This is a genomic window from Paenibacillus sp. 2KB_22, from assembly GCF_052115745.1.
Classification (GTDB): Bacteria; Bacillota; Bacilli; order Paenibacillales; family Paenibacillaceae; genus Paenibacillus.
In genome coordinates, this window is sequence record NZ_JBFRHG010000001.1 from 1,822,566 (window position 1) to 1,838,126 (window position 15,561).

Below are 15,561 nucleotides of genomic sequence, written 5' to 3' on the forward strand. Positions count from 1 at the left end.
ATATACGAGCAGCACGACTGGTCCTGAAAGGAGGCTCCGTATGGTGATTCGGCAACGCACATCCAAGCTGGATGATGGCGCCATCATGAAGCTGATTGACACTCAACTTGTGCCTCTCTCTCACATGAGTGAAAAAGAAATTAACAAAATCCGCAAAGAAATACCCCTGCGAATGAACAGGGGCATGACCTTTGTTGTCTCGCCGGAGCCAGATAAAGCTGCTGTGGCATTCATCCATTTTCTCATGCATGGGGAACTGCTCTATGTCGATATGATGGCTGTTAGCCTGAAAGAACAACGCAAACGTTATGGGCAAACTTTGCTGCTCAAAGCAGAGAGCTTTGCGGCATCCCGGGGTTGTCGAAGATCGAAAGTGATGGTGGATGAAGGCAATACCAAAGGGCTTCAGTTTTATCAAAAAAATGGATACAGCGCGATTCGATACATCATGATAAGCCGCTGCTACGAATTGGAAAAAACATTATAGAATGTCCTAGAAAAATCCTGGTGGACGTGGCCCCGGTCCATAAGGACCGAATCCAGGACCCGGGCCAAAACCGCCACCAGGTCCTCCAGGTCCACCATATCCAGGTCCGTAACCTGGGCCATATCCATGGCCTGGTTTTGGTCCAGGTCCATATCCGGGACCGAAGCCGGGACCAGCGCCATAAGCATAAGGCAGTGTAGCAATAGCCAGCAAATCAAATAATACCAGTGGCAGAATCGCCTTAGTACGTACTTTTTTGCCATTCAGACGCTTCAGTACCAGTTTATTGCCGGATACTTTCAACAGCTTTCCCGTAACCCGAGTGCCGTCTTTTTTGATTGCAACAATATTTTTGCCTATTAATTTCATCGCTTCATCACGCGTAACTTGTAGTTTCATACTTTCCCCTCCTCCTCGGATCGTTCAAAACAGTGTATTCGTCCATGACTGGTTTCGCCTGTTTCTTTGTCCCTACCTGAAAATATGGGTATCTGCACGAGAACCAAAGTAAACGTGAAAAAGTGGCTTGCCTACGTTCAAGAAAACAAAAAAGGCCCGCACAAGGCGGACCCTTTTATCAAGCTTTTGGATAGCGAATTGACATGTTGCAAGTTGTTACCTTTTACCCGGGTCATACGCTTCACCGAGTGCAGACGGAGCCGAAGAACGTCCAACCGCTGCAACGAGAACGATGATAGTAAGCAGGTAAGGCAACATGAAAATAATTTCCTGGGGAATACTTTGTGACCATTCAAACAACTGCACATAGTTTCGGATTGCTTGTGAGAATCCAAAGAAGACAGCTGCACCAAACGCACCAATCGGATTCCACTTACCAAAGATCATAGCTGCAATGGCAATATAACCTTGACCGGAAACCGTATTGTGAGAGAATGTACCCGTAGTCGTCAATGTGATTGCAGCACCACCAATGGCTGCAAGCGCACCACTGATCATAACGCCAACATAGCGATAACGACGTACTTTAACACCAACTGTATCAGCTGCACTTGGATGTTCACCTACAGAACGAAGGCGCAGACCAAATGGCGTTTTAAACATAATGTAATACGTCAGGAATACGAACAGAATCGCCAGATATGTCGTTGGATATACGTTCTTAAAGAAGGCTTCTCCAAGCAAAGGAATGTCTTTCAAGAATGGCACATCAAACTTGCTGAAGCCTTGAACCAACGGTGAATCACCAGAGCCTTCAAACAACAGTTTAACCAAGTACAACGTACTTCCTGCTGCCAAAAAGTTAATGACAATACCACTGATAATCTGGTCTGCCTTAAATGTGATGGATGCAACGGCATGAATCAACGATACCAGTATACCCAATACAATCGCAAGCAGAACCCCCATCCAGGCCGATGTCGTTCCGCCCATACCCGCTTCCTGAGCATAATGCGCCCCGATTCCAGCTGCAAAGGCACCGAAGACCATAAAGCCTTCAAGTCCAAGGTTCGTTACACCTGATTTTTCCGAAAAAATTCCGCCGAGTGATGCAAAAATCAATGCCGTAGCAAAGACAAGCGTCGTATTGATAATTTGCCCAATTGTCAACAAGTCCATCTACAACACCTTCTCTTTCTTACGCTTCGAATAGAACGGTTTGAGTATCCAGCGCACGATGCCTTGTGCCGCAATGAAGAAGATAATCGAACCGATCACAATCCGAATAATCTCAGGCGGAACATCCGCAGCAAAACTCATACCTGCAGATCCGTACGTGAGGGTACCGAACAACACTGCACCCAACAACACCCCAAACGGATGATTCAAACCAATCAGGGCAACTGCTATTCCGTCAAAGCCTGTACCTGGTGAACCCGACATTACAGTCTGGTAATGGAACACACCAAGAACCTGGAATGCACCACCAAGACCAGCAAGCATACCACTGATAAACATTGCTTTTACGATATTCCGGTTAACATGCATACCTGCATATTCAGCCGCATTAGGGTTGTAACCTACCGCGCGGATTTCATAACCTTGTTTTGTTTTCCACATATAGATATAAAAGAGCACAGCCATCACAAGGGCAATCAATGTCCCCATGTGTACACGGGAGTTGCCCATCAGTTCAGATAACCATGTCAAACTAATCGAAGCCGATTCGCTGATATCCACCGAACGGTTCTCGCCATTCAACAGCAAGAATTGGCGTACGATAAGGTTCGCCAGATACAGACCAATCCAGTTCAACATGATACTACTGATAACTTCATTGACCCCACGTGCTGCTTTCAGATAACCAGCAATAGCTGCCCACAGACCGCCAAACAATGCACCCGCAATCAAAGCCAGTGGCACATGGAGGTAGATCGGTAAACCTGTAAACTTCACACCAACAAATGTTGCAGCGGTCATACCAACGAGAAATTGACCTTCTCCCCCGATGTTAAACAACCCTGCACGTGATGCAAATGCAAATGCAAGTCCAGTCATAATTAATGGTGTCATTTCCCGTACTGCTTCACCAAAGTTGTACATATCTCCAAATACCTTGGTGAACAATGCGCCGTATGCTTCAATTGGATTGTAGCCACCAATCAGCATGACAACTCCACCGAGAATAAGACCCATAATAATAGCTACTACAGGCAAAATAAATGAATCTCGCGTAAACCATTTCAATACGTTATTCATGCGCAGTACCTCTCTTTTGAGTGCTGCCTGCCATCATCAAGCCGAGCTCCCTATCATTGGTTTCTTCCGGCAGCACCTCGCCAACGATCTGGCCTTCATAGATGACAGCAATTCGGTCAGATACATTGATAATCTCATCGAGCTCAAATGAAATCAGCAAAACAGCCTTACCTTGATCACGCTGTGCAATCAGTTGCTTTTGCACGAACTCAATAGCCCCCACGTCCAAACCACGCGTTGGTTGCGCAGCGATAAGCAGTTCAGGGTTTTTATCTACCTCACGGGCGATAATGGCCTTTTGCTGGTTTCCTCCGGACAAGGACCGAGCTTTGGTCTCGATGCTTGGTGTACGTACGTCAAATGCCTCCACAAGTCGCTTCGCTTGCTGTTTGATGGCATCGAAGTTAAGGAACCCTTTACGGGTGTAAGGTGCTTTATAATACGATTCAAGAACGATATTTTCACTCACTGAAAAATCAAGTACAAGTCCGTGTTTGTGTCGATCCTCCGGAATGTGGGCTACACCCGACTCCGAGATATGACGCGGAGAATGATTGGCCAGCTCTTTGCCCTCCAAAAGAATCGAACCACTCTCTACTTTACGAAGTCCGGTCAGGGCTTCAATCAGTTCACTTTGGCCGTTACCATCTACCCCTGCGATTCCAACAATCTCTCCAGCACGTACGTTCAGGTTAAGTTGGTTCAGTACTGCAATACCTTCTTTATTCTTGGCGGTTAGTTTGCTGACTTCAAGCACATTCGCTCCTGGTGTAGCCGGCTTTTTGTCTACTTTGAACGTGACATTCCGCCCCACCATTTTCTCTGCCAGTTCATTCGGATTGGTTTCCGATGTTTTGACCGAATCAATGACTTTACCCCGCCGAATAATCGTTACCGTATCGGAGATTTCCATAATCTCTTTCAGTTTGTGTGTGATCAAAATAATGGACTTTCCTTCAGCTACAAGTTTCTTCATGATGGTCATCAGTTCTTTGATCTCTTGAGGAGTCAATACGGCTGTAGGCTCGTCAAAAATCAGAATGTCTGCACCGCGATACAATGTTTTAACAATCTCAACACGTTGCTGCATTCCGACAGAGATATCATGAATTTTGGCATGAGGATTCACCTTAAGTCCATACTGTTCGGAAAGACGCTGAACTTCAGCGGCTGCTTTTTTATAGTTAATATTGAGACCCTTCGTTGGTTCAGATCCCAAAATAATGTTCTCTGTTACCGTGAACGGCTGTACAAGCTTAAAGTGCTGATGCACCATGCCGATGCCAAGATCGATCGCTCGGTTAGGACTGTCGATGATGACAGGCTTGCCATTCACTTCAATGGAACCTTCATCTGGCTGATAGAGACCAAATACAATATTCATCAACGTTGACTTACCAGCGCCGTTTTCGCCCAGTAGCGCATGGATCTCGCCTTTACGAAGCTGAAGGCTGATGGCGTCGTTGGCAACAATGCCTGGGAAACGCTTCGTAATTTGTTTTAACTCAACGACGGGGGTTGCTGCACCCATGTAATCACCCTTATAACTGATATAGTGTGGTTCCGCAAACGAAAGAAAAGCTCCTACCGGAGCGTTGATACACAGTGACCTTGTACAATTGTTATAATGACTTGATCAAATGTTCCTGTTCTTACAATCATAAGGCCGGTCTAGACCGGCCTCAATGATTATTCATCTGTGACTAAGATCAAAATTACTCCGTAGGAACTTTGATTTCGCCGCTGATGATTTTTTCTTTGTATTCATCTACTTTAGCAAGGACATCAGCAGGTACATTAGCAGTAGAAGTATCAGCAATACCTACACCGTTTTCTTTCAGTGTCAGGTTCTCAGAACCACCAGCAAATGTGCCATCTACAACTTCTTGGTTTACGCGTTTAACCGCTTCGTCAACTTTTTTGATCATGGAAGTCAATGTGATCTCATCACCAAACTCAAGAGATTGGTCTTTATCAACACCGATAACCCACACATCTTGACCTTGTTTCTTACGAGCACTTGCTTCGTTAAACACACCGTTACCTGTTGCGCCAGAAGCGTGGAAGATAATGTCTACACCTTCATTGTAAAGTGTTGCTGCTGCTGCTTTACCCAAGTCAGGTTTATCAAATGCACCTGTGTAGTTAGAAATGAACTTAGCATCAGGGTTAACTGCTTTAACGCCTTCTCTGAATCCTACTTCAAACTTTTTGATCAGTGGGCTTTCCATACCGCCTACAAAACCAATTTTGTTTGTTTTTGTTGTCAGACCGGCAACAACACCAACCAAGAAGGATCCTTCTTCTTCAGCAAAAGTTACGGACTTAACATTAGGAGAATCCACTACGCTGTCAATGATCGCGAGTTTGGAATCTGGGTTTTGGTCAGCAACCGTTTTGATTGCATCAGCCAATTGGAAACCGATACCCCAAGTCAAATCATATCCACCTTTGACGAATTCGTTCAAGTTCGGAATGTACTCTTCATCGGATTTACTTTGCAGGTATTTAACAGCTACACCTGTTTCTGTTTCAGTCGCTTGCAGAGCTTCCCAAGCGGATTGGTTAAAGGATTTGTCATTAACTCCACCTACGTCAGTAACCATACCGATTTTGAGATCGGATTTCGCTTCAGTGGATGTGCCACCTGTATCTCCTCCGGCATTTGTTTCTTCTTTCGGTTTGCTACCGCAACCTGCGAGCATAACCGATACCGCCAGCAACATTACCAAAGACAAGCTGAGCATCTTTTTCATTTTCTCTTTTTCCCCCTTAATGATATATCCTTCATTCCAATCCAGCCTACAATTGAACGGTTAACAGATAGCAGGAATGGCTTTTATGCAGAATGTATGGTTTCTTCGACATTAAAAGCGCATTCTCACCCTTGAAGCATTCTATCATCTGTCGAAAAACCGAACATTATGACATGGAGAGAAAAATTTAGGACTAGCCTACTAGAGGTGATTATACAATCAACCAGTGTTAAAATCCAGATGTTTCATCACCAAATATCACATATTTTTGTTCTTTTTTTATTGAAAACGCTTAATAATTTAGCGTTTTAACACACTAACGTTACAGCGGTGTGATGTTATATAACAAAAACATATCGCAAACTTTAGTGAAGAAAAGGATTTACCTGTTTTTATTTGCATTATTTCACCGTTCGTATTTTATGTATTTCCATGGACTGTTATTCACCAGTTATCTGGTTTCATTGTTCCCTTCCAGACCATGGCCTATTCGCTCTACTCATTCAGAGATTCATCTTCGGATTGCTTCCAAGCCGTAAAAAAAGCCGCCATATAGGTACGGCGGCTTGTATCATACAATTTAAGCGTTGATTTTGCCTTTAGCTACAGTAGCCAAAGAGTTGAACGCATTGATGTCGTTAACGGCCAGATCAGCCAACATTTTGCGGTTCATGTCTACACCAGCAAGTTTCAAACCATGGATCAGTTTGTTGTAAGACAAACCATTCATACGTGCTGCAGCATTGATACGAACGATCCACAGTCTGCGGAAGTTACGTTTCGTGTTGCGACGGTCACGGTATGCGTATACCAAGGATTTCATTACTTGCTCGTTAGCTGTTTTAAAAATACGGTGTTTGGAACCGAAATAACCTCTTGCCAGTTTCAAAACCTTTTTATGACGACGACGTACTACAAAACCGCCTTTTACTCTTGCCATATTAAAGAACCTCCCAAATAAATATAAATGTATCCGTGGTATGTGTACGGCCGTAGCCGATCCCCCATACGGAATGTACTAAATAGAATTAGCCTTTCAAGTTAGCCAAACCTTGTTTCAAACGTCTAACATCCCCGGCAGCCATAACTGGGTTACCGTTCAGAACGCGCTTAGCACGTTTAGATTTGTGGGAAAGCAAGTGGTTTTTGTGAGCTTTGTAACGAAGGACTTTACCGGAACCGGTAATTTTGAAGCGTCCTTTCAAACTGCTGTGTGTTTTCATTTTAGGCATTTTGTGTTTCCTCCTCCAATGTTATCAGGCTTTAGGAGCCAAGATCATGATCATACTGCGGCCTTCCAATTTTGGTTGACGTTCAATAGTACAAAGTTCTGCAACTTCTACCTTAACGCGCTCCAAAATCCGTTGACCAATCGCGGCATGTGCAATTTCACGTCCGCGGTAACGAACAGAACATTTCACTTTGTCGCCTTCGTTCAAAAACTTAACTACATTACGAAGCTTCGTTTGATAATCGTGCTCCTCAATATTGGAACGGAACCATACTTCTTTAATGTCAACAATTTTCTGGTTCTTACGGGCTTCTTTTTCTTTCTTTTGTTGCTCATAGCGGAATTTGCCATAGTCCATAATACGACACACCGGCGGTTTAGCCTGTGGTGCCACATTGACCAGATCCAAATTCAGGTCAATCGCCATTTGCAGTGCTTCGCGAATGGGCGTGATCCCAATTTGTTCTCCTTCAGCTCCGACAAGGCGTACTTCCTTCGCCCGAATCTCATCATTAATCATGTGATCTTTACTAATAACCGTCCACCTCCAGGTCATTTTGAATATCCAGTTACACAAAAATAAAAGGGATGCCGGTCAAGCTACCGACATCCCTGTAATCAACACAATTCTTCATGAGTATACACTTCATAAATTATTGGGATCGTTGACCAGCCAACATAGTGTTGATCAGGTGAGAAGTCGGACTTCTACTTGTGATTCCATTGCTATTCATCTTGAATCCGTTTTAAAGCACTTGAATACTATAACATCCACGAAATGCATTGTCAACATCTTCACAACTTTTTTTTATGAATTAGACATTTGCTGTATCCGATGTCGACAAAGTCTCGTATGCATATTCCTTATCCTTGTTTGCTCTGTACCTCATCCAGCCGCACAACACGTGTGTGTTGGGTGTGGCTCCACTGTTTGTTGTTCTGCGTAAAGAAAGCGTAGAACGTAATCGGGTACCAAGACAGCAGGTAAATCGGGAACAAGATCAGATATAGATAAACTTTGGCAAAGGTAACCTTCTCCAGCGCCATGGACAACAGGAACGTCAGAATATTCAGACCAATAGCCACGAATCCAACCCATAACGGGAAGTATCCATAAATATTCGCAATGTGCGGACCTTTAAATATGGCCATGTCTACCCACATCACAGCGGTCATCAGGAACGTAAGCAACACAACATAGACATTGGCTCCATAGATAGCAAGATCAAATTTCACCAGGCTTCTTTCCTTAATGGACTGCCAGAGCAGTGGGAAGAAGTATCTACGTGCAACTGTAAAGTGACCTTGCATCCAGCGCAGGCGTTGTCTCGCTGAAGCTTTGAACGTTAATGGCTTCTCATCAAATACTTTGGCGTCATAGTTGAAAACAGGATACACATTACGTTGCACACTGCGCATCGTAAACTCCAGATCCTCAACCAGACTTGTTGCACCCCAGCCAATTTCCTTCAGCAGGTTGGTCTCGAAGCACATTCCGGTTCCTCCGAGGAAGTTCGCCATATTCAAGTTATGACGAGACAACTGCCACAGACGGTTGATGTACCAATAAGATACACCGTAAGCTGCAGTAATCCAAGAATCCTCCGGATTTTTCGTATCAATGTATCCTTGGATAACACGCGAACCATTGTTCAAGTCATCATTCATCTCAAGCAAGAAGTTACGGTCAACCAGGTTATCCGCGTCAAACATAACTACTGCGTCATACTGACGCGGCAATTTCCACAGGTATTTAAGCATCCATTCGATAGCATACCCTTTACCTCTTAGATCGGCATTGGTACGTACACAGGCATTCAATCCATGTTCTCTAACAATCTGAGCCGTTCCATCCGTACAGTTGTCACAGATGACAAACACATCGTACAGATCTTCCGGATAATCAAGTTGTTTCAAGTTCTCCATCAAGGCACCAATGACTTGTTCCTCATTGTGTGCTGCGACGAGTACAGCGAAGGATTTTGTCGCCGGATAATGTTTCTTTTTCTTTTTCTTAATCAGACCGAACAGCGAAAACGTGAATTGGTACACGGCTAGCAGTGCCAGAATGACCTGCATCGTGACGAATATAGCGTCCAACATCGTTCTCTGTTACCCCCTTTTTTTCAAACCCAGTTTACTTAAGCATTTCTCTTCCTGATTCTGCAATTTTTTTTTTTGTAATGTGCAGAATATGACCCTGTTCTTTTGTGTAATACGTGAATTTATCAGGCAATGTTTCAAAGCTTGGTTGCTGTCAGTTGGCTGCTTTATCGATTCTGTATTCTTTTCAGTCATTTGTCAAAACCCCAATTCCACTTTCTGAAGGAGAAATGTGATCTTTAAACGCTGAATAGACACTTCGTGATACCACAACCTCGCATTCATGCCTGTTATATCTTATTTTCAGCCGTTTACTTGATTTTTATTTCTAAAGTCCCTGCTTTTTTCATCAGCATGTTATTCTTCGTCAGAGGCTCTATAACAAATAACGCAAACAGACCTCAAAAAGTTTAAACCAAAACTCACATTTTTTTTACCTCATTTCAGCCATGTTGAATCATTGTATCTTTTTTGGCTGACACAAGTCAAAAAGTTAAGATGGGTATATATCCACTCTTTAACATGAATTTTACGTTCTTTACATGGGTTCTTCTTGAAAAGGACAACATTTAAAAATATGATAAACATATACCTGAAATAACCTCAAGTACATGAAAAACGGTTATATATTAATCAGGACGAAACCGGATGCAGAAAATGACCGGAAATAATGCCGCCATTACAGGCGGCCTGACTGGCAGGAGGCCAATATGAGCCGTTTATTCTTAAAGTTTCAAGATTATGATCGAAATGTTTTTATGTGGATCAACGGCCGACTTCATAATCGTTTTATGAATTTTTGGCTGTATTATTTCACCCATCTGGGTGGAGCAACTTCTTCTATTGCAGTATCCTTGTTAATCTGGCTGCTTGCTCCAGCTCCATGGAGCACAACAGGACTCCAGGCTTGTATCGCTCTTGCGGTCAGTCACATTCCTGTAGCCATCGCGAAAAAATTGTATCCCCGTATTCGACCTTATCTGGCCTTGCCGGATACAATTACATTCCGTAATCCCCTGACGGACCACTCGTTTCCTTCAGGACACACAACTGCCATTTTTTCGGTCACGGTTCCATTTATGACCACTGATCCGATCTTATTGCTAATATTGTTGCCTGTGGCCCTTATTGTCGGATTCTCTCGAATTTATCTGGGATTACACTACCCTTCCGATGTTCTGGCAGGTGCCACAATAGGTACTTTAGTCGCACTTGCAACAGTTGCATTCTGGTCTTAAAGCCGATATGTTAGACTCAGAAAAACCTAGCAGGAACAGGTGAAGTAAGCGTGGAGAAAAAAAGAGTATTACTATTATCTGAAGGCTTTGGTACGGGTCATACTCAAGCCGCCTATGCACTATCCAGCAATCTGCGAAAGCTCTCGTCAGACGTGCAGACGAAAGTGCTTGAACTGGGAAGTTTCTTAAATCCCAAGGTTGCACCTCTTATTATAACTGCATACAAAAAAACGGTTACCAACCAACCCAAACTTGTCGGATACGTATACAGACACCAATATAAAAAATCATTGAACCGGCTGACAACACTCGCGCTGCATAAACTGTTCTACACCCATACACGCAGCGTTGTGCGTCAGTTACGTCCTGATGCAATCGTCTGTACCCATCCAATTCCAAGTGCTGTCATAGCCAGACTGAAGCGCCTGGGTGTACAGGTTCCCCTGTGCACAGTCATCACAGACTATGATGCACATGGGACATGGATTAACCGTGAAGTAGACCTTTATCTGGTTTCTTCAGATGAAGTTAAGTCCAAATTATTGCTGCGTGGCGTACCTGTAGATAAAATTCGAGTCACAGGCATTCCCGTGCATCCAAACTTCTGGGAGCATCCCGGACGAGAAGAGATCCGAAGCAGATTCAACCTCAAGAACATGCCCACTGTTCTGGTAATGGGCGGCGGTTGGGGAATGCTCAGCGACAAGCTGCTCCATCCATTGCTGACACGCTGGCATGAAGATATTCAGATCATTTTTTGTCTGGGTAGCAATGATAAAGCACGCATTAGCATGGAACAGAACCCCATGTATCGCAAAGAAAACATCCATATTATCGGGTACACCAACGAAGTGGACAAATTGATGGAAGTATCCGACTTGCTGATCACCAAACCAGGGGGAATGACATGCAGCGAAGGCTTAGCCAAAGGAATTCCCATGTTGTTCCACAACCCTATACCTGGTCAGGAAGAAGAAAACGTCCATTATTTTACCGCAAGAGGTTTGGGAGAACCCATCTCTTCGCTCGACGTAGTTGTCAAATGGATGAATAAGTTGCTGAATCACTACCCGGATGTCGTACGTAAACGCAAACGTCATCTGGCGGAAATCGCCAAGGTTCATCCAATGGAGAGCGCTCAAAGTATTATCGATCTGTTGGAGGACGTTCGTCCTTCATCCGCAGAAGAGGCCCATATATGAATTTGAATTTATCCGAACTTTTGCTGCTTCCCGCAGACTTCGTCCAATTACGCCTCTAACCAACGGCTTCAAACAAGCCTGCATACACATTGAAAAGGTGCCTTCGGATTTGAGGGCACCTTTTCTTTATGAAGGAAAGTACAAACTATTGAATGCCTGCTGACTTCAAATACTCCTGCCACTGCTTCGTGTATTCTGCCTGAATTTTTTCCAATCCTGCTTGTTTAGCCTTCTCCATAAATGTGTTCAATCCAGCTTCTACATCTGCCACCAAACCCACATTAAGCGGATACAAATATTGTTTCTCAACCTGCTCCAATGCAGCTTTCTCGGCTTGGTATGGAGTCCAGTCTTCCGCAAATCCGGTAAAAATATCTGGCTTTTTGATTTTGTCTAGATCTTCAAACATGGTCAGGACATCATCAAAGGTTTTATCGTAGAGCATGAATTCGGGATTACGCCAAGCCCAGCCATTCATGCCCTCACGCGGGAAGCCATTCGTTTGTGCATCGCCCATCATTTTGTAGTATCCATTATCTACCTCGAAGTTTTTGCCCTCCACACCGTATTCAGTCAACCAATTATATCGTTTGTCTGTCACAAGCTTCTCGTAAAATGCCAATGCTTTTTCCGGGTTCTTACTACTACGCGGAATCGCAAAACCATTGTGGATCGGGTGAACCGGTTGTGCAAACCCTTTTGCATTCGGGTAAGGGAAATAAGCCAGTTTCCAATCTGGATGCGTAGACTGCACTTTGATTACATCTGCATTAAATTTGTTAGGGTTTTCCCCGGACAGAACAACAGCTGATTTTCCATTTTGCAGCAATGAGTTGGAAGTATCTTTTACATTCAGTACGTTTTTCGGGAAAAATCCTTTGTCCATCCAGCGTTTGTATGTTTTCAGGTCTTCCAGATGTTGCGCTGATCCCCAATAGGACGTAACGGTCGAAGGTGTGTCATACATAATATCCAATCCATATGGAAGTTGACCTGCTGTATTAACTAGCTTGGATGTCAATTGGCGGATACCATGCGTATGGTTGGCATTGCTATCCGCGATCGGAATCATATTGGGTTCGTTGGCCTTAATGCCTTCCAGATACGCTTCGAGTGTCTCGAGCGATTCTGGCTTGGGAAGATTGTACTTCTCGCGCAAATCCTCGCGGTACGCAATCCCCTCGGTTACATACTCAATCCAGGTTGATGGAACCGTATAGATTTTGTCATTGATTTTGACAGCATTCCACATGTCATCAGGGACATGAGCTTTCAGCGCTGGTGCTGCTTTAGGCAGCATTTCATCCAGTGCCAGGAACGCACCCTTCTTGGCATAGGACTGGTAGAATGTCCAATCCGCTGTGAAGATCAGATCGATCGGCTGTCCGGAAGACAGCAGCAGTTTATATTTTTGATCCCAGTCGGTCCAGGAGGTGTAGTTGAACTTCACATTGACGTTCAGATCAGCCTCAGCCAGCTTATTGATCTCGGATTCAATGACAGGCAGATCTTTGGGAGCATCCCCAAGCATGTAAAATTGAAGCGTTACTTTCTCGCCTTTGTTCTCAGATGTTCCCCCTTGCTCGCTTCCTTGCGACGATCCCCCCGAACCGTTGTTACATGCGGCAAGCACCCCGGCAAACAACATCAGGGCAAGTACCAGAGACAGGTGCCGAATTGTTTTGTTACGCATACGCATCCTCCCTTTTTGTGGTGAACCTTTATATGTTAGCGCAGACTCGCCATGTTTCAGACCGGAGATGATGCCAGCAGCCTGATATCCAGAGCGTGTTCACGTTCTAACCTTTCACTGCACCAATCGTAAGTCCTTTGACAAAGTAACGTTGTACAAACGGATACAGGAACAAAATCGGTCCCGTCACAACGATAGCCATCGCCATCTTGGTTGATTCAGTAGGCACATCCTGACTAAGCGTGATCCCTGTGCCAATCGCCATCTGGTCGATAAAGGTAATCGTGTTCATCGTGTTATAGAGATAAAATTGCAGTTGATACATATCCGGGTTGTTAATGAACAGCGATGAGGTAAACCAGTCATTCCAGTAACCCAATGCCAGAAACAGACCTACAGTGGCGATACCAGGCATCGCCAGTTTCAACACAATGCTGAAATAAATGCGGAAGTCATTCGCTCCATCAATTTTGGCGGACTCAATCAATTCATCCGGCACTGCGGAACGAATGAAATTTTTCATCAGGATAATGAGGAATGGTGTCATCAATCCCGGGAAAATCAATACGGTGTACGTATCCGTGAGATTGAAGTAGTTCGCCAGCATAATGTACCAAGGTACAAGTCCCCCACCAAACAGGGTTGTGAAGTAAATAAAAAACGAGAACGTGTTCCGATATTTAAAATCCTTACGCTGGAGCACAAATCCGGCCATCGTGATGAGAAACAGCCCTAGCGTAGTCCCCACCACTGTTGTAAAGACCGTTACCCCATAAGCCTTGAGTACCTGAGTCGGGAATTTGAACACCATTTTGTAACCTTCCAGGGAAAAGTCTGTTGGAAAGAGGTGATAGCCATCCCTCACAATGGATTCGTTGCTGCTAAATGAGCCGGATAGAATCAGCAGAAAAGGCAGCAAGCACATGATTGATAAAATGATGATGAAGCTGTAGGAAATCAGTTGAAACATGAAAGTAAACTCCGAATCTCTGAGACGAGTATTCGTACGCGTGTGAGTATTCATTGGTGTGTTCATGATTGTTCTCCCTCCTGCCCTGCGGGCCTTCTAGAACAAGGCGTAGTCCTCATTTACTTTGCGGATAATATAGTTGACGGTCATGATCAAAATGAATCCGAACAAGGACTGATACAGACCAGCAGCCGTTGCCATCCCGATATCAAACGTTACTTTCAGAGAACGATACACATACGTATCAATAATATCTGTAGCGTTGTACAGCACCCCGTTGTTGCCAATCAGTTGATAGAACAGGTCAAACTGCCCCTTCATAATGCTGCCGAGCGAGAACAACAATAGGATGACAAAGGTTGGCTTCAACATCGGTACCGTAATGTACCAGATCCGCTGAAAAATATTGGCCCCGTCGATTCGGGCAGCTTCATAATACTCGTCACTGATCCCCGTTATGGCGGCCAGATAGATGACCATGCTGTATCCAAGATTTTTCCACAGATAAAAGATGATGATCAGAAACACCCAGATCCAGGGTGTGTTATAAATATCCACCGGACCGGCCTCAAAACGTTTGAGCACCGTGTTCACAAAACCCGACTCGTAGTTAAACATGTTGTAAGCGATTACACTTAATAGTACAAATGAGATGAAATACGGCAAGAACATGACGGATTGCGTAATTTTTTTGAATAACCTGCCCCGGATTTCGCTAAGCATGATCGCACAGAAGATCGCCAGTCCGTTTCCCAATATAATGAAGGCGAGATTGTAACCCACGGTATTGGTTGTGAGTTTCAACAGCATCCCGGATTGCCACAGGAACTTAAAGTTCTCCAGACCGACAAATGGACTGCCAAATAATCCGCCTTCAAAATCATACCGGGTGAACGCATAATAGATGCCGACCATTGGAAAATACGAGTTAATCAGAAAAAAGATCAGCGTGGGCAACAGCATCAGGAACATAATTTTGTTTTTGTTCAATTCTTTGAGCATGGCTCGATCCCTCCCGAATTTCTTGCGGTGCTGCGTGGTGGAGCTCTCTTTTTATTGTAGATGCTCTCTTCGCTCACGGATACTGAAGCTTCCCCTCAGAAAATGAACGATTCTGCGAAATAAACTATGAACAAAATGAACGAACCATGAAATGAACAGACATCCCCACATATCCGTTCACAAATGTTGATATCGTGCATAGGTTAAACCTAGTGAACAAT

The 15,561-nt window shown here is 44.2% G+C and carries 15 protein-coding genes; 3 read left to right on the top strand and 12 right to left on the bottom strand.

Annotated features, from left to right (window positions below; all coding sequences use genetic code 11):
- Positions 1-43 precede the first annotated feature (43 nt).
- A complete protein-coding gene (locus AB4111_RS07810) occupies positions 44-487 on the top strand; it encodes a GNAT family N-acetyltransferase (RefSeq protein ID WP_442031598.1) in 444 nt (147 codons plus the stop codon).
- Positions 488-493: 6 nt separating this feature from the next.
- Here AB4111_RS07810 and AB4111_RS07815 read toward each other — a convergent pair whose 3' ends face one another.
- From AB4111_RS07815 to AB4111_RS07855, 9 genes are all read right to left on the bottom strand, one after another.
- Positions 494-886: a hypothetical protein gene (locus tag AB4111_RS07815; protein ID WP_442031055.1), complete on the bottom strand. Its 393-nt coding sequence runs from the start codon at positions 884-886 to the stop codon at positions 494-496.
- A 216-nt stretch (positions 887-1,102) separates the two neighbouring features.
- On the bottom strand, positions 1,103-2,065 hold the full coding sequence (locus tag AB4111_RS07820) for an ABC transporter permease (protein ID WP_192134648.1): 963 nt from the start codon (positions 2,063-2,065) through the stop codon (positions 1,103-1,105).
- Positions 2,066-3,145, bottom strand: coding sequence for an ABC transporter permease (locus tag AB4111_RS07825; protein ID WP_442031056.1), 1,080 nt, complete (start codon positions 3,143-3,145; stop codon positions 2,066-2,068). It lies immediately after the preceding gene.
- Positions 3,138-4,676 carry an ABC transporter ATP-binding protein gene (locus AB4111_RS07830; RefSeq protein WP_442031057.1) on the bottom strand — a complete coding sequence of 513 codons (1,539 nt, stop codon included), beginning with the start codon at positions 4,674-4,676 and terminating at the stop codon, positions 3,138-3,140. Before AB4111_RS07830 ends, AB4111_RS07825 begins: the two co-directional genes overlap by 8 nt.
- Before the next feature lie 184 nt (positions 4,677-4,860).
- On the bottom strand, positions 4,861-5,901 hold the full coding sequence (locus tag AB4111_RS07835) for a BMP family lipoprotein (protein WP_442031058.1): 1,041 nt from the start codon (positions 5,899-5,901) through the stop codon (positions 4,861-4,863).
- Between the two features lie 580 nt (positions 5,902-6,481).
- Positions 6,482-6,841 (bottom strand): 50S ribosomal protein L20, encoded by a 360-nt coding sequence (gene rplT, locus AB4111_RS07840; protein WP_017689664.1) that lies wholly within the window; start codon positions 6,839-6,841, stop codon positions 6,482-6,484.
- Positions 6,842-6,929: 88 nt separating this feature from the next.
- Complete coding sequence (gene rpmI / locus AB4111_RS07845; protein WP_017689665.1) at positions 6,930-7,133, bottom strand: 50S ribosomal protein L35; 204 nt, start codon at positions 7,131-7,133, stop codon at positions 6,930-6,932.
- A gap of 24 nt (positions 7,134-7,157) precedes the next feature.
- Complete coding sequence (gene infC, locus AB4111_RS07850) at positions 7,158-7,652, bottom strand: translation initiation factor IF-3 (protein ID WP_062833422.1); 495 nt, start codon at positions 7,650-7,652, stop codon at positions 7,158-7,160.
- A 344-nt stretch (positions 7,653-7,996) separates the two neighbouring features.
- Positions 7,997-9,235: a glycosyltransferase family 2 protein gene (locus AB4111_RS07855; RefSeq protein ID WP_253432724.1), complete on the bottom strand. Its 1,239-nt coding sequence runs from the start codon at positions 9,233-9,235 to the stop codon at positions 7,997-7,999.
- 710 nt (positions 9,236-9,945) lie between these two features.
- Here AB4111_RS07855 and AB4111_RS07860 point away from each other — a divergent pair.
- Positions 9,946-10,473 (top strand): phosphatase PAP2 family protein, encoded by a 528-nt coding sequence (locus AB4111_RS07860; protein WP_169478872.1) that lies wholly within the window; start codon positions 9,946-9,948, stop codon positions 10,471-10,473.
- A gap of 50 nt (positions 10,474-10,523) precedes the next feature.
- Complete coding sequence (locus AB4111_RS07865; protein WP_442031059.1) at positions 10,524-11,675, top strand: MGDG synthase family glycosyltransferase; 1,152 nt, start codon at positions 10,524-10,526, stop codon at positions 11,673-11,675.
- 145 nt (positions 11,676-11,820) lie between these two features.
- Here the strand turns inward: AB4111_RS07865 and AB4111_RS07870 are convergent, their stop codons facing one another.
- The 3 genes from AB4111_RS07870 to AB4111_RS07880 form a co-directional block, all read right to left on the bottom strand.
- Complete coding sequence (locus AB4111_RS07870) at positions 11,821-13,374, bottom strand: extracellular solute-binding protein (RefSeq protein ID WP_442031060.1); 1,554 nt, start codon at positions 13,372-13,374, stop codon at positions 11,821-11,823.
- A gap of 100 nt (positions 13,375-13,474) precedes the next feature.
- The gene (locus tag AB4111_RS07875; RefSeq protein ID WP_370511436.1) at positions 13,475-14,338 is read right to left on the bottom strand and encodes a carbohydrate ABC transporter permease; all 864 of its coding nucleotides are present in this window, start codon (positions 14,336-14,338) and stop codon (positions 13,475-13,477) included.
- Between the two features lie 96 nt (positions 14,339-14,434).
- Positions 14,435-15,340: an ABC transporter permease gene (locus AB4111_RS07880; RefSeq protein ID WP_017689672.1), complete on the bottom strand. Its 906-nt coding sequence runs from the start codon at positions 15,338-15,340 to the stop codon at positions 14,435-14,437.
- Positions 15,341-15,561 lie beyond the last annotated feature (221 nt).